The sequence below is a fragment of the Bartonella gabonensis genome (genome assembly GCF_903679515.1).
GTDB lineage: Bacteria > Pseudomonadota > Alphaproteobacteria > Rhizobiales > Rhizobiaceae > Bartonella > Bartonella gabonensis.
Genome location: NZ_CAHOYM010000001.1, coordinates 30,196 through 50,742 on the forward strand (window position 1 = coordinate 30,196; position 20,547 = coordinate 50,742).

At 35.4% G+C, this 20,547-nt stretch carries 13 protein-coding genes and 2 tRNA genes; 12 read left to right on the forward strand and 3 right to left on the reverse strand.

Translation table 11 applies throughout. The features are described from left to right. Positions 1–4: 4 nt before the first annotated feature. Entirely contained in the window at positions 5–244 is a 240-nt protein-coding gene (gene hfq / locus HWX04_RS00180) for an RNA chaperone Hfq (RefSeq protein WP_005773461.1), read from the reverse strand. A 671-nt stretch (positions 245–915) separates the two neighbouring features. Here hfq and HWX04_RS00185 point away from each other — a divergent pair. The 8 genes from HWX04_RS00185 to mazG all read left to right on the forward strand — a co-directional run bounded on the left by HWX04_RS00185 (position 916) and on the right by mazG (position 14,683). Continuing rightward, positions 916–5,475 carry a hypothetical protein gene (locus tag HWX04_RS00185; RefSeq protein WP_175868238.1) on the forward strand — a complete coding sequence of 1,520 codons (4,560 nt, stop codon included), beginning with the start codon at positions 916–918 and terminating at the stop codon, positions 5,473–5,475. Positions 5,476–6,546: 1,071 nt separating this feature from the next. Continuing rightward, the gene (locus HWX04_RS00190) at positions 6,547–8,865 is read left to right on the forward strand and encodes an NADP-dependent malic enzyme (protein WP_175868239.1); all 2,319 of its coding nucleotides are present in this window, start codon (positions 6,547–6,549) and stop codon (positions 8,863–8,865) included. A 188-nt stretch (positions 8,866–9,053) separates the two neighbouring features. Then, a complete protein-coding gene (locus HWX04_RS00195) occupies positions 9,054–9,338 on the forward strand; it encodes an acyl carrier protein (RefSeq protein WP_175868240.1) in 285 nt (94 codons plus the stop codon). Between the two features lie 10 nt (positions 9,339–9,348). Next, the gene (locus HWX04_RS00200) at positions 9,349–10,524 is read left to right on the forward strand and encodes a beta-ketoacyl-ACP synthase (protein ID WP_175868241.1); all 1,176 of its coding nucleotides are present in this window, start codon (positions 9,349–9,351) and stop codon (positions 10,522–10,524) included. Between the two features lie 17 nt (positions 10,525–10,541). Next, the gene (locus HWX04_RS00205; RefSeq protein WP_175868242.1) at positions 10,542–11,816 is read left to right on the forward strand and encodes a beta-ketoacyl-ACP synthase; all 1,275 of its coding nucleotides are present in this window, start codon (positions 10,542–10,544) and stop codon (positions 11,814–11,816) included. A 60-nt stretch (positions 11,817–11,876) separates the two neighbouring features. Further along, entirely contained in the window at positions 11,877–12,905 is a 1,029-nt protein-coding gene (locus tag HWX04_RS00210) for a zinc-binding dehydrogenase (RefSeq protein WP_175868243.1), read from the forward strand. Positions 12,906–12,908: 3 nt separating this feature from the next. Continuing rightward, the gene (locus tag HWX04_RS00215) at positions 12,909–13,841 is read left to right on the forward strand and encodes a lipid A biosynthesis lauroyl acyltransferase (RefSeq protein ID WP_439330022.1); all 933 of its coding nucleotides are present in this window, start codon (positions 12,909–12,911) and stop codon (positions 13,839–13,841) included. 32 nt (positions 13,842–13,873) lie between these two features. Beyond that, positions 13,874–14,683, forward strand: coding sequence for a nucleoside triphosphate pyrophosphohydrolase (mazG, locus tag HWX04_RS00220; RefSeq protein WP_175868244.1), 810 nt, complete (start codon positions 13,874–13,876; stop codon positions 14,681–14,683). Positions 14,684–14,762: 79 nt separating this feature from the next. On the opposite strand, the gene HWX04_RS00225 is transcribed toward mazG, so the two are convergent. After that, on the reverse strand, positions 14,763–15,137 hold the full coding sequence (locus HWX04_RS00225) for an iron-sulfur cluster assembly accessory protein (protein WP_175868245.1): 375 nt from the start codon (positions 15,135–15,137) through the stop codon (positions 14,763–14,765). A gap of 590 nt (positions 15,138–15,727) precedes the next feature. Between HWX04_RS00225 and HWX04_RS00230 the strand changes: the two genes are divergently transcribed. Then, positions 15,728–15,804: transfer RNA gene (locus HWX04_RS00230), tRNA-Pro, on the forward strand. 245 nt (positions 15,805–16,049) lie between these two features. On the opposite strand, the gene HWX04_RS00235 is transcribed toward HWX04_RS00230, so the two are convergent. Continuing rightward, positions 16,050–16,517, reverse strand: a complete 468-nt coding sequence (locus HWX04_RS00235) for an Hsp20 family protein (protein WP_175868246.1) — start codon at positions 16,515–16,517, stop codon at positions 16,050–16,052. 276 nt (positions 16,518–16,793) lie between these two features. Between HWX04_RS00235 and HWX04_RS00240 the strand changes: the two genes are divergently transcribed. From HWX04_RS00240 to HWX04_RS00250, 3 genes are all read left to right on the forward strand, one after another. Continuing rightward, positions 16,794–17,711, forward strand: a complete 918-nt coding sequence (locus HWX04_RS00240; RefSeq protein WP_175868247.1) for a serine aminopeptidase domain-containing protein — start codon at positions 16,794–16,796, stop codon at positions 17,709–17,711. 788 nt (positions 17,712–18,499) lie between these two features. Further along, positions 18,500–18,862: a cell cycle two-component system response regulator CpdR gene (gene cpdR, locus HWX04_RS00245; RefSeq protein WP_005773448.1), complete on the forward strand. Its 363-nt coding sequence runs from the start codon at positions 18,500–18,502 to the stop codon at positions 18,860–18,862. 98 nt (positions 18,863–18,960) lie between these two features. Further along, a tRNA-Val gene (locus HWX04_RS00250) sits at positions 18,961–19,035 on the forward strand. Positions 19,036–20,547 lie beyond the last annotated feature (1,512 nt).

Genomic DNA, 20,547 nt, shown 5'->3' on the forward strand with positions numbered 1-20,547 from the left:
TGGTTTACTCAGGACTTTCTCCTTCAAACATCTGTACAGGCTGTCCAGGCATAATCGTAGAAATAGCATGCTTATAAACCAATTGCGCGTGTCCATCTCGGCGCAAAAGGACACAAAAATTATCAAATGAAGTTACAATACCCGTGAGTTTAACGCCATTAACAAGAAAAATTGTAAGGGAAATTTTTTGCTTGCGCACCGTATTTAAAAACACATCTTGCAGGTGTTGTGATCGCTCTGCCATTGTTCTTACACCTTCATCTCGTTTGCATAAAATATTTGTGCATGCATATCGACTGAAAAATATTCAATTGTCAACGTAGAAGCTTCAAATTTTAGCAACAAACAACTGAAATTAGAGAAAAAACGGCTCTTTAAGGCAATAATAAAGTACAGCTTATGAAAAGCTATCATTAAATTCAAAATTTTTCCATGTTTACTTTTTTATGAACTTATCATTAAAGGACAGATTTTTATGAATCCTAAGCTATTATCGATAATATATGAGATGATAAATCATCTTCGTTTAGAATCAATAAAAATAAGCGGACAACAACAACATTGATTATCGATCATTGATATTCAAAAACGCATTTACACCACACTGTTTTTTTAACATGAAGATATTAAGTGCCATTAAATTGTCCTTTCAAAAAAATAGGTTAATAAAGCTTTTTATAATCACAAGTTGTAAACAACATTTTTGTTTTTGTTAGAATCAAATAATAAATTGTTTTTATTATATTTTATACCTTTTTAAACAGAGTATAAGATACCGCGTTAACTTTATTTTGATAAGTTTTCACATTTTTTGCTCTCAGCATATTCCTTTCTAAATAATTAACAGCTAGTATGCAGAAATTATGTGGAATAGGACGTATCCCTTTTTCCCGTCTGTAAGAGTACGAGGCAAGTATGGCACGCAGAACCAAATTGCAAACATTTGAAGTTGAAGTTGAAGAAGCCCTCACAAAAGCAATGAACTTTGATTTTGATGACACAGCATTTGAAACGATATCATCCAATAATTCTGAAAATATTGTTAATGTCGATGATTTGATTCAAAAAATTGCAATGGCAGAAGAGGAATTTTTTGCTGAAAACGGTCCTTCAACTTTTGTCTCTAATATTCATGATGATGCTGTTATTGACAAATCCGTTGTTGGACAGCTTTTTGCTCCAAAACCTTCAACTGATATTTCAGGAGGGACAGTTCACAACACATTGTTGTCGACAAAACTTCTTCCTGCAAATGATGATATAACAACCCCTGTAAATTTTGGACTCTTAAAGCAACGTTCTTCCTCTCGAATCTATTGGTATACAACAGCGCTTAGTGCTTTATGGGCAACAGGGGGGGCTTTTATTGCGCATAAGCTCGCCCCTGCCGGACTAAGCTCATTGTCCAATATCAGCACTTTTGTGACATCCCCAACAGGACTGGCTGTAGCGACCGGAACAGCAATTCCTATCCTTATATCTTGGGGCGTTACTCAATTAACAAAACGTTCGAACGAATTGCATAATATTGCTCTTCTTATGACAAATGCTGCACAACGCCTTAGTGAGCCACAACATTTATCTGAAAAACAAGCTATTGCTATAGGGCAAACCATTCGTGAAGAAGTAGCGGCAATGAACGAAGGTATTGAACGTACCCTTGGACGTGCTGTTGAACTTGAAGCAATCATACAAGGTGAAGTTCACAACCTAGAACAAGCTTATGCTGAGAATGAATCACGCATTCACACACTCATCAAAGAATTGAGTAATGAACGCATCGCCATTTTAAATCACGCCGATCGCGTACAATCAACAATTAAAGGAACCCAAGAACAACTGAGCAATGAATTTGGCTTGGTGACCTCTAAAATTGTAACCAATGTTGAAAAGCTTGCACAAACCCTTTCTCAAACTTTACAAAAACAAGGTGAAGACCTTGTTGAAAAACTTTCCTATGCCGGTGATGGTGTAACAAATCAGCTTGTTAAAAAATTTAACGAAACAACAACACAAATTCAGCAGAAGAACACAGAACTTTTCGATGAATTAGGAAAAAACTTTGATGATTTTGCAAAACGATTTGATCATAATGAGAAACAAATAGAAAAAACCTTTCATGAAACAGCAGCAAAAGCAGAAGTGCATGCTGCTAAAATTGCAACACATATACAAGCAATAACAGATCAAACTTTGCACGCTGTCGATGAAAAGTTTAAAGCCTTAGATAAAGCTCTTATTGATCGTAATAGTCAATCTCTACAAAATTTTGATGAGAAAATCTTAAAGCTTGACGACCAAGCACATAAACTCTCTTCTCAATTTGATAACGTAACCTCGCAAGCAATTGGAGCCTTTGAACAACGTTTAGCAACAGTTGATCTCTCTCTTAAAGAACACAGTAACTCCATTATTGATTCTTTTATAGAACGCAGTCAAGCTTTAGAGGATAATGCTGAAAAACTTGGTAACTTTTTAGAAGCTCATGTCTTGAAAATAAATGAAAACCTCCAAGAAAAAACAGCAGACATTACTCATGCATTTACAAATGGACGTGAAGCTATTCTGTCTGCAATTGATAAAAGCAAAGAAAATCTGAGAGAAGAAATTCAACATGTCGACAATGCCATTGTTGATATTATAAAAGAGCGTTCACAAGATTTTAAATTGCAACTTTCTGATCAACGAGCTCTTATGGCAGACATGCTCGATAACGAGAAGAATAAAATCGCTGATGCATTAAGAAATCAGATCGATGTCTTGGTCCACAATACTTCTCATATTGAAAAAGTTTTGACTGACAATGCTCAAGTCGTTGACAAACAAGCTGAAAATCATATTGCAAATATCATTCAATGCACTGACAAACTACAAGAAGTCATTGTACAAAGCTGCAATACAACGCAAAATGCTTTAGAAGCACAGGCGAGGAATATTGATATTCGTGCTGATGCTCTGCGTGACTCTTTAGCCATCAATAGTTTTTCTCTCAATGAAGTTCTTGCTGATCAAGCACGCACACTCGAGCAACGCATGGAAACAATCCATAACCTCATCGCAAAAAGTGATATACGTGTCGATGTTGCATTGAAACAACAAATAGATTTAGTTGAGAGCGCAATTATCGCTAATAATAAAAACATTACTGAAACGGTTCAAGATCATATCAAAAGCCTTGAAAGCCATGCCGAAATTTTAAAGAACACGCTCTCTCAATCAAGTGGCGTTTTCTTTGAAAACCTTGAAACGCGTATGGAATCATTCGATACAAATTTAGAAGGTCATGCACACAAAATTTTTGAACGGACAACAACGCTAGAGGAAACATTATCTGAAAAACTTAGCCAAGTCTGTGAAGCCATTGATATGCAAACATCTGTTATTGAGGAACGTTCTGACACGTTAAAAACGTCTCTCATGCTTAGTAATGAGCAAAGTCAGGTAATTCAACAAGCGCTGGAAAACAGTGTTGACAATATGCGTATTAGCTTAGAAGATTCTGTTAATGTAGTCACAGATAATCTTCATAATAAGATTATAAAAGCTTCTGATATTCTTTCTTCTACGGGTGAACAAATTCTTTCATCTGTTACGAATGTTACCTCACAAGCTGAAAATATTCTCTCAGAGTCAGGCAATCGCATTGTATCAAACGTTAAGAAAACAGTTTATGACACCAGTGAACAAGTTCTGTCCGTTCTGTCTGAACAAACAGCGCATACTGTCGAAGCTTTTGCAACAGCCAGTCATAATGCACAAGCATTATTGAATGAAACAATTCACACATCAACAATAGCAATAGAGCAAGTCCTTAATGAACGTTGTGATGCTTTTCATCATTCTATGCAAAATTTTAAAAATAATTTAGGACATCAGCTCTCTGATGTAACAAGCCGTCTGGAAGATGCAAAGAATCAGACAGCAACACAAATTTCAGAACATGTTGGAAAAATAACAGAGCTGACAAATTACTTAAATCAAGCAGCGCAAAGTACAACAGAATCAATTGATTCTTTAACGCAGCATATCGGTGAACAACTCTCTCTCTCCACACAAGATGCTGAACAAAGAATTTATGCACATAATGAATCTTTAGTGAATAGCTTGAATAAAGCGAACTCTGAAACACTTCAAACTGTAACGGCTATGAAGGAAGAGCTTGTTAATAATGTCTCATCCATCTTAAAACAGTTGAATCAATCAATTTACAGCTTCCAGGAAAATAGTAATGTTTTATTATCAGCCGTTCAAAATATTGATGGTAAGTTTAATAAAACTACGAATAATTTTTTCCGCAACACAAACCAAGTAGCAGAGCGTTTATCAGCCTCAAATCAAGCACTTAATAATAATATTGAAATTCTGCAAGGACTCTCAAACAACACCTTTAAACAAATTAATCATATAACGAGTAGTTTTGGTGAACATGCAAAAACACTTTCCCAAACTATTCACGTTCTTGAACAATCTGAAAATTCACTGAGTACAACACTTGAAGAAAAACATAATACGCTTTCTGTATTAAGCAATGCCCTTGTTTCAAAGTCTCATGAAATTAATCAAATGATTGAGCATTATGAAAAAATCTTAAACTTAGCTCTTGAACGCTCTGATAAAAATGCGCGTAACGCCACAGATTCATTCCAACAATCCCTTAATAGGCTTATTAATGAAGCATCAACGCGTTTTTCAGGAGCAGCAGAAGATATACGTCGCTCCGCAGATGAAGTTCGTTTAGAGCTTTCAAAAATGAATAATGATATTCATGAAAATGCTAAGAAACTTCCAGAAAAAACAAAAGAAACAACGCAAACAATTCGCACGGCTTTGAATGAACAAATTACAGCATTAAAAGATCTCGTCAGTGTTATACAACAGGATCAAAAGAGCGCAAAAGAACAGTTAACATCGGCATTTTCTACATCATCAATGCTTAATAAAAGAAGTGAGAATTCCCCTGAGTTCATTAAAAAGATCATACCTCCTAAACCTGTTTTGCAACAAGATCAAAGCAAAAAAAGACCAAATAAATGGGTGTCAAATCTCTTAGAAAGAGCTTCACGTGAAGAAACATTTTATGATGAAACTCCAAATGATGCTGTTTTAACGTCTGTGCAAAGCAAACAACGTCCCACAAACAGTTCTCTTAATGCGTTAGCATCGGGTATAGTGCAAGCTATTAATCACAATGCCATTGTTGAGCTATGGGATCATTATCAACGCGGACAAGAAAATATCGTAACGGAACGTCTTTATACCTTGAATGGTAGAACAATATTTGAAATGATTAAGAAAAAATATATGAGCGATTTTGAGTTTCAACGTTCAGTGAATCAATATGTTGCGGATTTCGAAAAGCTCTTACGTGATATATCGCGGAATTCTGGTTTTTCTAACTCAGTTCGCAAATACCTGATATCAGATACAGGAAAAGTTTATACCATGCTTGCTCATGCAAGTGGACGAATTCAATAGACAATAAGAAAAGTGGAGAAAATATTTTTCCACTTTTCTCTCTCCAGTTGTCTTCATTGCTTGATAATAGAGTGGTTGGCGATTAACTGGAGCTTTAACTTCAAAGACTGATAATTTTCATGCGTTTTTCTTTGATAACCTCAGCAATACCCCTAAAAAAGCATAATGAGCTATCAAACAGCTTATCATTCTAAAAATAATAAAGCATACTTGCTACTTCTTTATCCTTCCCTTAAGCCTTTTATTTTTCATAGCTTCATAAAGAGACAAAACTGGTAAATATTATTTTATTTGCTAATTCTCAAAATTTTTGTGCTTTTTAGTAAAACAGTTCATAAGAAATATCTCTATTTCTTTTTTAAAGGTTTTTTATCCACATATTACTCTCGCTTGAAATATGTAAGTAAATATTTTTTATTCAGCATACGAGATATTTACTTCTAAATTATAAAGGAATGCGTTATATGGAATATCTGAATCATGTACAAAATGCGCAATAACAGTTTTTTTAGTGATATCTTCGTTTATTAAAACACATACTTGTCAGTATATAAAAAATACAGCTCTAAACGATTAACAATTCAATGAAACAATATAACTTCCATTTTTAACGTTTCCATCTCCTTATAAATAGGTGAACAAACAGTTTATAACGTTCAAAACATTAAAATTATTATTTTAAAATTTCTTATAACTACGTATAGAATTTTAAATGAAATATATATTTTATAAAAAGCGGATGAAATAAATCATAAACGCTATTCTTTCTTTATTTTGTAAGCATTGCAAAAAAAATAATGGCTTGGTAAGGTAATCATTCGTAAGTATTATTTGTTTGTAGACTCACCAATTTTTACGCGTTTTATTAAGGAAAGAAAAAAACGTGCTATTATCAATGATAATTATTCATGCACACGAATGAAAAGAAACATCAAACTGGTTTTACGATCCAGAAGAATTTGCTCATGCTCATGCATTTTGATATTCAGAGAAATGAGGATCTATTAGTGGACAAAACCTTATCGTAGATGAAACCTCATATAAACATACACTAACTTGGATATCATAAAAATGTCTAAAGAACGAAATAATGATTTCAGTTCACCAATAGCTGAACTTGACAATGCTGCACTTTTTTATCACCAACACCCAAAACCTGGAAAGTTGGAAATACAAGCAACAAAACCTCTTGATAATCAACGTGATTTAGCTCTTGCGTATTCCCCAGGTGTTGCGGCACCATGTCTTGCAATTCATGAAGATCCCAAACTTGCTGCTCAATATACGTCTCGTTCTAATTTAGTCGCTGTTATATCAAATGGAACGGCTGTTCTTGGTTTAGGAAACATTGGCCCACTCGCTTCAAAGCCAGTTATGGAAGGCAAAGCCGTTTTATTCAAAAAATTTGCGAATATTGATGTTTTTGATATTGAAATTGATGCATCTGATATAGAACAAATGGTACAAACGGTAGCGACCTTAGAACCTACATTTGGTGGCATTAATCTTGAAGATATTAAGGCTCCTGAATGTTTTGAAATCGAAGAAAAACTGCGCGCTAAGATGAATATTCCAGTTTTTCATGATGATCAACATGGAACGGCCATTATTGTTTCTGCAGCTGTATTAAATGCCTTAAATCTTTCGGGGAAAAAAATTGAAAATGCCAAAATAGTTACCTCAGGTGCAGGTGCGGCCGCTCTAGCTTGTCTTAATCTTTTGCTCCGTCTTGGAGCAAAAGTTGAAAATATTTGGCTTAGTGACTTAGAGGGCGTTGTTTATGAAGGCCGCCAAACCCTTATGGATCGTTGGAAAGTCAATTACGCACAAAAAACTGACGCACGAACTTTATCTGATATTATTGATGATGCAGATATTTTTCTAGGCTTATCGGCGGGTGGTGTTTTAAAGTCTGAATATCTTAAAAGAATGGCTCAAAATCCACTCATTTTAGCGCTGGCTAATCCACTACCAGAAATTATGCCTGAAGAAGTACATTCTATACGACCCGATGCAATGATCTGCACAGGGCGCTCTGATTATCCCAATCAAGTTAATAATGTCCTTTGTTTTCCCTATATCTTCCGTGGTGCATTAGACGTAGGTGCGACTGCAATTAATGAAGAAATGAAAATGGCTGCTGTTCATGCGATCGCTGCCCTTGCTCGTGAAGAAACTTCAGATGTTGTAGCCCGTGCATACTCAAAAGAACCACCTAATTTTGGACCAGACTATCTGATCCCCTCTCCTTTTGATCCGCGTTTAATACTGCGTATTGCTCCTGCTGTTGCTAAGGCAGCAATGGCAACGGGTATTGCACTTCGTCCCATTGAAGATATGGAAGCCTACCATGATACTCTCAATCGATTTGTCTTTCTTTCTGGTTTAACAATGAAACCTGTTTTTGCAGCCGCAAAAACAGCAAAACGTAAACGTGTCATTTATGCCAATGGTGAAGATGAACGTGTCCTTCGCGCAGCACAAGTTGTTATTGAAGAACAAACAGCAACACCTATCCTTATCGGCCGTCCACATGTCGTAGAAGCAAGATTAAAACGTTTTGGTTTAAAAATTCGCCCTAATATAGATTTTGAATTAACAAACCCTGAAGATGATCCACGTTTTCGTGATTATGTTAATTTATTTTTTCATTATACAGGAAGACGTGGCATTACACCTGAAATGGCAAAAACAGTTGTGAGAACATCAACAACCGCTATTGCTGCCCTTGCCGTCATGCGTGAAGAAGCAGATGCGATGATTTGCGGCTTAGAAGGACGTTTTGAACGTCAACTTGAATTGATTGAACAAATCATCGGACTTGATCCTCATGTTCATCGTTTTTCTGCTATGAGTTTGCTTATCTCTCAACAGCGCACTCTTTTTCTCACAGATACTTACGTCAATGAAAATCCTTCTGCAGAAGAAATCGCTGAAATGACTGTATTAGCAGCTCAAGAAGTTGAAGCATTTGGAATAACACCCAAAGCAGCCTTATTATCACACTCAAACTTTGGTTCTAAAAACACAGAAAGTGCGCATAAAATGCGACGTGCAACAGAAATTCTTGCTAAATTACACCCTCATTTAGAAGCAGATGGTGAAATGCATGGTGACGCTGCCCTTTCCAAAGTTTTTCGTGATCGTGTTTTTCCTAATTCTCGTCTCAAAAGTGAAGCGAATTTGCTTGTTTTTCCAACACTTGATTCAGCCAACATCACGCTCAACACTGTTAAAAGCCTCACAAATGCACTTCATGTTGGTCCTATCTTAATAGGGGCGGCACGTCCCGCCCATATACTAACGCCTTCAGTAACTTCACGAGGCGTTGTTAATATAACAGCGCTTGCCGTCCTTGCAGCAAATCGAAAAAATAAATCCGTAAAATAAATATGCAATAAAACTTCAAAGTTTTTTAAATATTAAGGTATAGTATTTCACATACTGTAAAGCTCTTTTCTCTATAGAAAAGACAATTATATTTTGGATTAAGGCTTTTTTTTAAAGAGAAAAAAGGCTAGAAGAATAATATTAAATGTATTTTGAATTTACTAACTCTATAATAAGGAATCCTTACATTGCCTTCCACGTTTGATAAAGTTGCTGATATTATTGCAGAAATCAGTGAAATTGATCGCAATACAATCACACCTGAAAGTCATACAATTGATGATTTGGGAATCGACAGTCTTGATTTTCTTGATATTGTTTTCGCTATTGATAAAGCTTTCGGAATAAAAGTTCCCTTGGAACAATGGACGCAAAAAGTCAATGAAGGTACAGTTGCTACAGAAGAATACTTTGTTCTTAAAAACCTTTGTGAAAAAATTGATGATCTCGTTGCCTTAAAACAGGCGGAGTAATTTTTTCACTATGCATGATCAATCTGTATTCATTACTGGTATAGGCATCATAAGTTCTTTGGGGGAAGGAACTGAACAACATTGGAATCTCTTAAATGATCCAATCTGTACACCAAACCTAGATTGTACAACTTTTTCGCCCTACACAGTTCATAAATTGCCTGAAGTTGATTGGAGTTTACAAATTCCCAAAAAAAGTGATCAACGGCAAATGGGAACATGGCAACGTCTTGGTACCTATGCGGCTGGTCTTGCTCTTGAAGATGCCGACATGAAAAATAATGAACAATTCACGTCAACAATGGACATGATCGTAGCAGCAAGTGGAGGAGAACGTGATATTACTGTTGATACACAGATTCTTTCTAAAGCGCGCGCAGTCACGGATCATGATACTATGTTAAATGTTGCGCTTTCAACTGAACTTCGTCCAACATTATTTTTGGCTCAACTTTCAAATCTTCTGGCAGGAAACATTTCAATCGTTCATAAAGTCACTGGATCATCTCGCACATTTATGGGAGAAGAAGGCAGTGGACTTTCTGCACTTCAAATTGCTGTAGCTCGTATTAAATCAGGACAAAGTACCCATGCTCTTGTAGGAAGTTCCTATAATACACAAAGTTATGATATGTTGTTGTCCCATGAGCTTGGGGGGCTTTTTACTCATAATGGATGGAGCCCAGTGTGGGATCGTGAAATTCATCCTGGTGGTGGTATTATCACCGGTTCTGGTGGTGTTTTTCTGGTTCTTGAAAGTGGAGAACATGCAAAAAAACGTAATGCACGTGCTTATGCTGAAATTAGCCAAATTATTACCGACCAAACAGATAGAACTAAAACGCCGCTTAAGGAGTCAATTGCAAAAATGTTGAAAACAGTGGGGGCAAAAGATTCCTTAGCCATTTCAGCAGCCTCAGGTTCTCACGAAGCAACAAAAGCAGAACAAAATGCTCTTGAGGATGCTAATCTATCTTACCGCGGCATTACAACATTATTCGGTTATATGCGAGAAGCACAGTTTCCTTTAGCACTTGCCATTGCAGCGCTTTCAATTGAAAAAAAATACTGCTTTCCAGCGTTAAGTCCTCAGGAAAAACCTTTTTCTAAAGAAGTACATGAAATATTTGTTACAACTATTGGTATAAAAAGAGCTGAAGGTATCGTACGTCTTACAGCTGTTTGAGGGGGGAATTTTTTATCGTGAAATATCATGATCATTTTGGACGTCCACTTGTAGCCATAACTGGAGCTGGCGTTGTTACATCACTAGGACAAGGAAAACATGAAAATTGGCAAAAATTAACAAGCGGTGTAAGCGGCATCCACAAAATAACACGTTTTCCTGTTGAAGGATTAAAGACATATATTGCTGGAACAATTGATTTTCTCAAAGAAAGTAAGCTTGGTGCTTCGGCTCTTTCTGAAAAGCTTGCACATCTTTCTGCAGAAGAAGCTTTAGAACAAGCTGCTCTTGATAAAACAAACTTTAATGGACCACTCTTTCTAGCTGCGCCTCCTGTTGAACTTGAATGGCAAGCACGTTTTAGTCTTGATCAAGAGGAAGAATTCAATAATAAGCCTTCTTATGCACATCTTCTTAAAATCTGTCAGCATAAACTTCATGAGGAACTTTTTGAAACCACACAATTTGGTGCAATTGCAGAAAAACTGCAAAAAACGTTTGGCACAAAGGGACTTCCTATTACACTTTCCACGGCTTGTGCATCTGGTGCAACAGCAATTCAATTAGGTGTTGAAGCTATTCGACGAGGAGAAACAAATCGCGCTCTTACCATTGCAACAGATGGATCAGTTTCAGCGGAATCTCTCATTCGCTTTTCATTACTCTCTGCTCTTTCCACTCAGAATGAACCTGCAGAAAAAGCAGCAAAACCCTTCAGTCGAGATCGAGATGGATTTGTTATGGCAGAAGGCTCAGGCGCTCTTGTTCTTGAATCTCTTCAAAGTGCCTTAAACCGTAATGCTAAAATTTTAGGAATTTTAGCAGGCTGTGGAGAAACAGCCGATGACTTTCATCGTACACGTTCAAAACCCGATGCGTCACCAGCCATTGGATCCGTTCGCAAAGCCTTAAATGATGCACAAATAACCATCCATGAAATTGACTATATTAATGCCCATGGAACCTCAACACCTGAAAATGAGAAAATGGAATATCTTGCGTTATCGACAGTCTTCGGTGACATTTTAGAGCATATTCCAGTTTCTTCTAATAAATCAATGATTGGGCATACCTTAACGGCTGCTGGTTCCATAGAAGCTGTTTTTTCGCTTTTGACCATTCAATCGGGAATACTTCCACCTACAATAAATTACGATAATCCTGACCCTGCTATCCCTTTAGATGTTGTTCCTCATCATAGCCGTAAAGCCAAAGTCAATGTGGTTTTGTCAAACTCATTTGGATTTGGTGGTCAAAATACGAGTCTTGTTATCACAGCCTATAAAGGATAATCCTTTATAGAATAAAATTTTATAACACTAACCTAGTAATGTATATTTAAGGGGATAATAATGCGTGCACTGCAACTCTTCGATGATCGTCGGCTTGAAATCACCAATATTCCCCCCCCACCTTCACCTAGATCAGATGAAGTAACAGTGCGGATAAAAGCTGTTGCTCTTAATCATATTGATGTATGGGGATGGCGTGGCATGGCATTTGTGAAAAGAAAAATGCCTCTCATTATTGGTGCAGAAGCCTCTGGTGAGATTATACAAGTAGGAGATAGCGTTAAAAATCTCCAACTTGGACAAATTGTCTCAATTTATGGTGCAAAAACCTGTGGAGTATGCCAAGCTTGTCAAGAAGGACGGGATAATCTTTGCACCGATGTAAAAGGCATCTATGGTTTTCATCTTGATGGATTTGCTTGTGAGCTTGTCAATTTACCAGCACGTTTATTGGTTCCAGCCCCTCCCCAATGTGATGAATTGCAAGCCGCTGTTGCTCCAATTACTTTTGGTACCGTCGAACATATGCTTTTCGATAATGCAAAACTACAAGCAGGAGAAACAATCCTAATACAAGCTGGTGGTTCCGGTATTGGTTCTGCAGCCATTCAACTTGCAAAACATATGGGATGTACTGTTATCACAACGGTAGGTTCAGATGAAAAAATTGCAAAAGCACAGTCTCTTGGAGCAGATCATGTGATTAATTATCGTAAAGATCGTTTTGAAGGTGTGGTGCGTAAATTAACCCAAAAAAAAGGGGTTGACGTTGTTTTCGAGCATGTTGGTGTTGATACATGGAACGGTTCTCTGTTGTGTATGAAAAAAGGGGCACGCTTAGTGACTTGCGGTTCTACCTCTGGTGTTTCAGCACCAATAAATCTCATGCAATTATTCCAGCAACAACTTAAGATATTCGGTTCATTTGGCTGTCGTATGGAAAATATGAAAAATGCCATGCAAAAAATGGCACAAAAAGTCGTACATCCTGTCATTGATACAATTGTTAGTCTTGATGAAATGGATACTGCTTTAAAACGAATGGAGAGCCGTGATATTTTTGGTAAAATTATTCTTAAAATCAATTAAATCATGATAAAGCTTTCTCTTAAAAACCTCATATATTGTATTAAAGTTATAGCTAAAAAAGTATCCTACTTATTATGGGCATATCTGCTCTTTGGTTCTTTATTTATTCTAAAATGCTTTCCAGCCAAAATGGGAATTTCTTTTTTTTCTTGGTTAGCAAAAAAAATCGGTCCCCTCGTACATCGTCATCAAATAACACTTGAAAACCTTAGGAGAGCATATCCAGAAAAAACAGAGCAAGAACGTTATGCGATTGCAATAGAAATGTGGGAAAATATAGGACGCTTCCTAGCCGAATATATTTTTCTTGATAAAATTTTTGATTTTGATCCTCATGCGAACGAGCCAGGCTTTATTGAGGTTAAAGGAGTTGAAATCTTTGAACGATTAAAAAATGAAAAAAAGCCTCATATTTTTTTCACAGCGCATACTGGAAATTTTGAACTTCTCCCTATCTGCGCACAAAGTTTTGATCTGAATGTTACGGTATTATTTAGACCACCCAATAACCCTTATGTTGCCAAACGAGTCCTTAAAGCACGACAAACTTCTATGGGACATCTTGTTCCCTCAAAAGCTGGTGCAGCGTGGGCATTAGCAGGAAAATTAGCAGAAGGTAAAAATGTTGGTATACTTGTTGATCAAAAATTTCGCCGCGGTATCATGGGAACATTTTTTAACAGACCCCTTAAAACAAATCCCTTAATTATAAAGCTTGCGCGACAATATAACTGTGATATTTATCCAGCACGTTGTATTCGTCTTCCTGGAGGACGGCATCGTTTAGAATTATATGAGCATGTAGAACTTCCACGTGATGAAAAAAATGATATCGATATCGCTGCTTCTACGCAAAAATTAAATGATATTGTTGAAAGTTGGGTTCGTGAATATCCCGAACAATGGACATGGTTACATAGACGTTGGGATATCTAACATAAGCTCTACTGATTATAGAGGAAGTACAAATGTTAGCCTCAAAAGATATCAAAGATCTCACTGCAATTATCACTACCCTACGAAATCCTGATAGTGGTTGTCTCTGGCATAAAAAACAAACTTTTGAATCTCTCATACCCTATATGCTCGAAGAAGTTTACGAAGTCATCGACGCTATTGAACGAAAAAACCGTAAAGATCTCTGTGAAGAACTTGGTGATCTTCTTTTACAGGTTATTTATCATGCGACCATTGCCCAAGAAGAAGGCAGCTTTACTTTTGAAGATGTCATTTATGCAATCACGGAAAAAATGATTCGCCGCCATCCTCACGTTTTTGGAAATGCCGAGCAAAAAAAACGAGGTTTTATAAAAGAAGAATGGGAATATATAAAAAAAGAAGAACAAGCTAAACAAAAGAGATTGTGCGAAGAAAAAAATAATAATTTAAGCATTCTTGCAAAAATAAAATCAATCCAGCCTGCAAATCAAGAGGCTCTTGCTTTACAAGAAGCTGCAGCTAAAGTGGGCTTTGATTGGCAAGAAAATGATAAAATTTTTGCAAAAATAGAAGAAGAGCTCGAAGAGCTCAAAAAAGCTATCAAAAATAAAAAAAAATCAGAAATAGAAGAAGAGTTTGGAGATCTCTACTTTATTCTTCTTAATCTCGCACGCCACTTAGAAATTGATTCACAAAAAGCATTAAAAAAAACAAATACAAAATTCCGAAATCGTTTTGCCTATATTGAAGAAAAGCTATCCATTCAATCTAAAACACTCACTAACGCATCCTTAAATGAAATGGAAGCACTTTGGAAACAAGCCAAAAATGAACGATAAAAAATATCAAATTTCGTCTACCAAAAAGAAAAAACTTCCTAGAATTACGCAATGATAATTTTTCTAAGCTTGGATAATATCACGAAACTTGATTCGTTTTATATTGTTCTTGAGAAACAGGACGAAGTTCTACCGACTCGCCACACCCACATGCTGAAACTTGATTAGGATTTTTAAAAACAAAACCAGAACGAAGCGTTGTCACTTCATAATCCATCTGTGTTCCTAATAAAAATAATACCGCATCGTGCGCGATAAAAACACGAGCACCATTCACTTCAACAACATCCGCATCCATCCCCTCTTCTTTGACGAGAGTAATTGTATATTCCATCCCCGCACAACCACCTTTTTTGACCCCAACGAGAATACCTCGTGCATCTTTTGCATCCATAATCGCTTTCACACGATTCACAGCAGCTTGTGTTAAATTTATTACTGAAACACGACTCATCGTTTACTCTTTTCTTGACTCCAATAGACACTTTAAACGTTTTTCCCCTACCATATTCTATCTGGTATTTTAGAAGAAAAACAACAAGACATAAATCAAAACATTCTCACCTTCTTATTGAGATAAAAATTTATTGGAATAAAAATGTATCTTCATAAAATGAGATGTTTTATTGTGCAATCTAGAGTTTACAATTTTTTGTCCCCATAAAAAGCAAAATACCTCTACCCTACAAACTATAAACAAAAGAAAATGTTTCAATGCCATATATTTAATTATAACATATTGGAAATATTCGTTTTTTATGGCTTCTGAGATAAAGAAAATATACCTCCCGCACGTATTAGCACTCCTTTCTTTCCCCAATACCCCTAAAATCATAAATCTTCTCTCTTCACAAAAAACTCAAAATTTAATGATAGGGGAGAACTTTACAGATTCGTGGCTTATCTTGGATAAATAACAATATATTGATTGGATAGAATTTTTTACTTTCAAAAGTTATAAGTGTAAGAGCATTTTAGATTTTGTTCTATTTATTTTTTCTCTTGCCTTTAAAGAAACAGTCATTTAATCGTTTCACACGGATTCGGAGCGTAGCGCAGCCTGGTAGCGCACTTGACTGGGGGTCAAGGGGTCGTGGGTTCAAATCCCGCCGCTCCGACCATTTTTAAAACGTTGTAAAAAGCTTATTTAGAGTTTTTTTTATTTCAATTGCACATCCATGATTTTTTTCTTTAACGTAAAATAATGTGCAATAATTTTTTTGTCATCAATTTGAAAGAGATCGTTTTTATGAGAATCGACTTCGTTCTTACGAAAATACACAGGAAACGCGAGAGCTTTGCCTCGCGTTAGGTTATTCTTTAAAAAATTTATAATTATTTGTTTCTTATATTTTCTAAATTTTCTTTATGCGATAATGCCGTTGTTATCATTTTTTATAATGGATGGTAACATCTGTACGGTTATCTTTTTTGGTTTTAATTCAGCAGGCATTTCCCTTTTAAGCTGAATATGAAGAAGCCCATCTCCAAGCTCTGCCCCAATAACTTTCACATGATCAGCCAAATGAAACCGCCGTTCAAAAGCACGCGAAGCAATACCTCGATAAAGAAATTCTTGTTCTTCATCACTCTTTTCAGGCTTTCTGTCTCCCTTAACGATCAGCTGATTACAATGCGTTTCAATATCAATTTCATCTTGAGAAAAACCAGCAACAGCCATAGAAATTCTATAAGAATCTTCAGTTAAACGTTCAATATTATAAGGGGGGTAAGAAGAAACTTCTTCTGGTTGTGTTCTTGAATCAAACCAGTTTAAAAGATGATCAAAACCTACTGTGGAACGATAAAATGGTGAAAAATCAACTTGACGCATAATACTGCCCTCCTTTAGAGCGACTATAATTTATAATTGATTCACAAAATTCCCATGGCGAACTTTCCTGTGAACCCGCGGCTCCATCATGGCAACCACACTGTATTATCTGGTAATTGTTTTCTCTTATTTCAACTCTTTTGTCCCTGAATTGATAAAAACTATTAAAAAAACAACTTACCCCTTTCTTAATCCTTCTTCATCATTACATAAATATCAAAGTTCTCTCATTATCTTACGTTGTGTTCAGCGGCAAATACACTTAAAGGATTTCAATTGAAAACACCTCTTTATCCCATAGACTGGGATTCCACTCCTCCTCATATTCATTATCGTATCCTTAAAATAGCAACAGATCGTGAAATTCGCTTTGCAATAACATATCCTGAGGTAGAACAATCTAAGGGAACAATTGTTATTCTTGAAAGCAACGCAAATGCTTTAGAAGCATATTTTTTACCCATAAAAGAAATTTCTAAACGCGGTTTTCATACAGCAATATTTGACTGGTTTGATCAAAAAAAAATATCCCTCACAACAAGAAAAAAAAGCCGCCATTATTACTTTGATATAAATAATGATATTAATGACTTATATGAATTTCTTAAAAATGTTGTTTATCAAAATTGTCCCCCACCTTACTCTATGCTCACCTATGGTATGGGAGGATTGATAGCCCTTAGCGGATTAGATCTCATTAATCACCAATTTAATAGATTGCTTTGTGTTTCTCCCACTTTTGCTCCATTCGGCCATAGAACGAATGGTTTTCAACATAAATTAACACAATTTCTTTCTGATATAGGTCTTGGCTTTATACCAGCGAAGGATGGAAAAAAATTTAAAAAAACAAGCCTCAAAAACATACAATTGGGGCATATGTATCAAGGGCCATTTCCTTCCTCTACACTCCCAACATCCCGATGGATGGCATCAGTATTTAATGCAATTGATTCTGTGAAAAAAAATATCCGCCATGGACACTTACAAATCCCAACACTCTTTATTCTCGCCAATCAAAACAATCTTACCAACAACATTGAAGTGCGGCAATTATGCCAACACACACGTCTGACAGAAAGTATTACCATTACAGGCGCTGAACTTGATACAATCATGTATAACGAAGACTATAAAAAGCAATTCTGGGCTGCATTTGATGCATTTATCCCCGATAATATATCTATAAAATAATACGAAACCTTAACTTCCATTTTGCTCTACCAAAAGCGAAGATTTCTATGAGAGCCATCATTTTATCAATACTCCTTATATAATGATTCCATCTTCTAGCCACTCATATGATTCGTTTTATAGATTTTACAGACAAGGCATGAAAAAATATTCATCACAACTCATAACAAAAATAACGACTATATAAAATACATCATTACAATAAGCTAATTTAATAAAATAAATATAACAAATCTATCTTAATACATCATGATATATCTTTTATAAATAAGACATCAAAATACTATTTTTGATATATTATTAAGTGGTAATTTTATAATCTATATAAAAAATAATATTTTTATCCATTCAAAGAATAACTCTACAAATAAACACCGTTTATAATATTCATTTGCAAATCTCTATAAAAATTCTATTTTTTAGGATAACCTTTTAAAAACAACAAATTAACATAATATTCTACTTATTTTTCGATATAAGCAATCGCTACAGTAACGGTTTTTATAATTTTTTTAACAGAGTTCTGATAGAAAACAGACAATTTAAAAGAAAAATAGCAATGAATCATCTTAAAAGTTTTAGATCGTCCCTTCTTTTTTCAAAATCACATATATTTCGAATTTAACCAACTCACAACGAATATGCTGTATTTTGAATAAGAATATAAGAATTAACCATTTTGCCATTCATTTCAATTATGAGTATTTTACCATCTTTTTTATAAATACTCTATATTGTATAATTGATGCGGCAAAAACCCTGACAAATGGAGCCATTGGAACACAATCATGAAACGAATCCTGCTCGCAGAAGATGATAACGATATGCGTCGCTTTCTCGTAAAAGCCCTAGAACGTGCAGGCTACGAAGTCGCCGATTTCGATAATGGTATTAGCGCATATGAACGTTTACAAGAAGAACCATTTTCTCTTCTCCTGACTGACATTGTGATGCCAGAGATGGATGGAATCGAACTTGCACGACGCGCTACAGAGATTGACCCTGATTTACGAGTAATGTTCATTACAGGTTTTGCAGCGGTTGCGCTCAATTCAAATAGTGATGCTCCTCCTGATGCAAAAGTTCTCTCTAAGCCATTTCACTTACGTGAACTCGTCAATGAGGTTGAAAAGATCCTTATTGCTGCTTAAAAAGATAATTTTTTAAGTTATTTGCATCTGTTTTAAGAGAAAATGAAATTAAACATTGACGTTTGCCATTCTATATGGTGTATGCAACATCGATGAATGGGCGTGTAGCTCAGCGGGAGAGCACTACGTTGACATCGTAGGGGTCACAGGTTCGATCCCTGTCACGCCCACCATTCAATTTTATGCCATAAGTAATTATTGTTTTGTCATATTCTTTTCAGGGTATGGGATGCGTAAATAGAGCTTAGAGAATAGGGCTTTGCAAGATGACTCTATAAAGAGCATGCTCTGCAAGATATTTCTAATATTTTTTAAGTTCTAATAACGCCTCTCGGGATAAACCATCTGAAAACATCATAAATACAACAACAATTTCAGTTGCGATAGCTTAGAAGATTTACTATAAAATTCTTTCGATAAACATCAGCTTTTTTTCTAAAAAGCGTTGTTTATCTTCTGATCGATCCTCTATTTTTTTGATTCTTTCTTCTCTATTGACGCACACCTGTTGTCAAAATAGTTAGATATAACAACAGTCTCTTCGGTACGTAAAATACTTGGTTTTTAGAGCGGTACTTTAAGTTTACCAATAACAGATTATCATGAAATATTCAAAAAAAGTAAAAAACACGATAAAAACAAGTTTTTTATTCGATTAACACATTGATTTATAACTATATTTATTACATGTTAAATGAAAAATCTAAATATTGTAAAGTTCTCTCATTTCAAACCTCTTCTATGTTAATCAATCAAAACCATCTCTCTTGCACGTCACAAGAAGGATTGACATGTGGATAAAAATTGTACAAGAAAACACGAAAATATCTATAACGATCTCAAAAGCTAAGCTCTATCGCAACATCGGCGGCTAAAAAATGGAACCATCCTGTTCCTTCATAAGCATAAAAATGATGATGCTCAATAGATTTAGCGCTATACTATTCACGAACATCAGCGTGAAATGGGCTTTTAAGGGCTGTTTCTTTAAAACAAGCGTATAATATGCAATACAATGGCGCTCTATTCTTGGCAGAGATCTTCCTATTGAAACAATAATCACCTTAAATTGTATGCGTTTAGAACATCAGATCTTATCGCGAATATTTTAGTGTAATCGTTATTCAAGACTAAAATAGCTCTCACATGACATACAAACTATAAAGAAAGAAATGAAATATAAACGCAAAATCTAAAAACTTAACTCTAAGATCCAATTCATCTTCATTCATAATTCAAATAGCATATATACAAGATAACCTATAAATACAGAGCATACATTCTTAAACCTATAAAAATAAGAAATCTATAGCCCTACTCTGAAAAACAGTGATAACCACATTAAATCAGATTAGCAACAATTGTATTGCATTAAAAAAACAATATCTTATCTGGTTCGTACATACACAGCATCTTTTTATACAAGAAAATACACTTCATCTTTCAAGGGAAGTGGTCTCTAAACCTCATCATAAACAGACGCTATTTTTATTCTTCAATATTCCATAAAACACTTCTAAACGGAATCTATCATGCCTTAAAAATTAATCTTACCAAAAATCATAGAGAAAAACGTAATAATATTATTCATAAAAAATTTAAAGTAGGCATTTTTTTGAAATTTTACCGGCGTTAGCTGCAATGAACTTCATCTAAGAAATAGCACATTCATTTTTAGAAAAATG

Bases quoted from the DNA above. Each gene is read 5' to 3' on its own strand.
- hfq (WP_005773461.1), bottom strand. From the start codon at position 244: ATGGCAGAGCGATCACAACACCTGCAAGATGTGTTTTTAAATACGGTG.
- HWX04_RS00185 (WP_175868238.1), top strand. From the start codon at position 916: ATGGCACGCAGAACCAAATTGCAAACATTTGAAGTTGAAGTTGAAGAA.
- HWX04_RS00190 (WP_175868239.1), top strand. From the start codon at position 6,547: ATGTCTAAAGAACGAAATAATGATTTCAGTTCACCAATAGCTGAACTT.
- HWX04_RS00200 (WP_175868241.1), top strand. From the start codon at position 9,349: ATGCATGATCAATCTGTATTCATTACTGGTATAGGCATCATAAGTTCT.
- HWX04_RS00210 (WP_175868243.1), top strand. From the start codon at position 11,877: ATGCGTGCACTGCAACTCTTCGATGATCGTCGGCTTGAAATCACCAAT.
- HWX04_RS00215 (WP_439330022.1), top strand. From the start codon at position 12,909: ATGATAAAGCTTTCTCTTAAAAACCTCATATATTGTATTAAAGTTATA.
- mazG (WP_175868244.1), top strand. From the start codon at position 13,874: ATGTTAGCCTCAAAAGATATCAAAGATCTCACTGCAATTATCACTACC.
- HWX04_RS00225 (WP_175868245.1), bottom strand. From the start codon at position 15,137: ATGAGTCGTGTTTCAGTAATAAATTTAACACAAGCTGCTGTGAATCGT.
- HWX04_RS00235 (WP_175868246.1), bottom strand. From the start codon at position 16,517: ATGCGTCAAGTTGATTTTTCACCATTTTATCGTTCCACAGTAGGTTTT.
- cpdR (WP_005773448.1), top strand. From the start codon at position 18,500: ATGAAACGAATCCTGCTCGCAGAAGATGATAACGATATGCGTCGCTTT.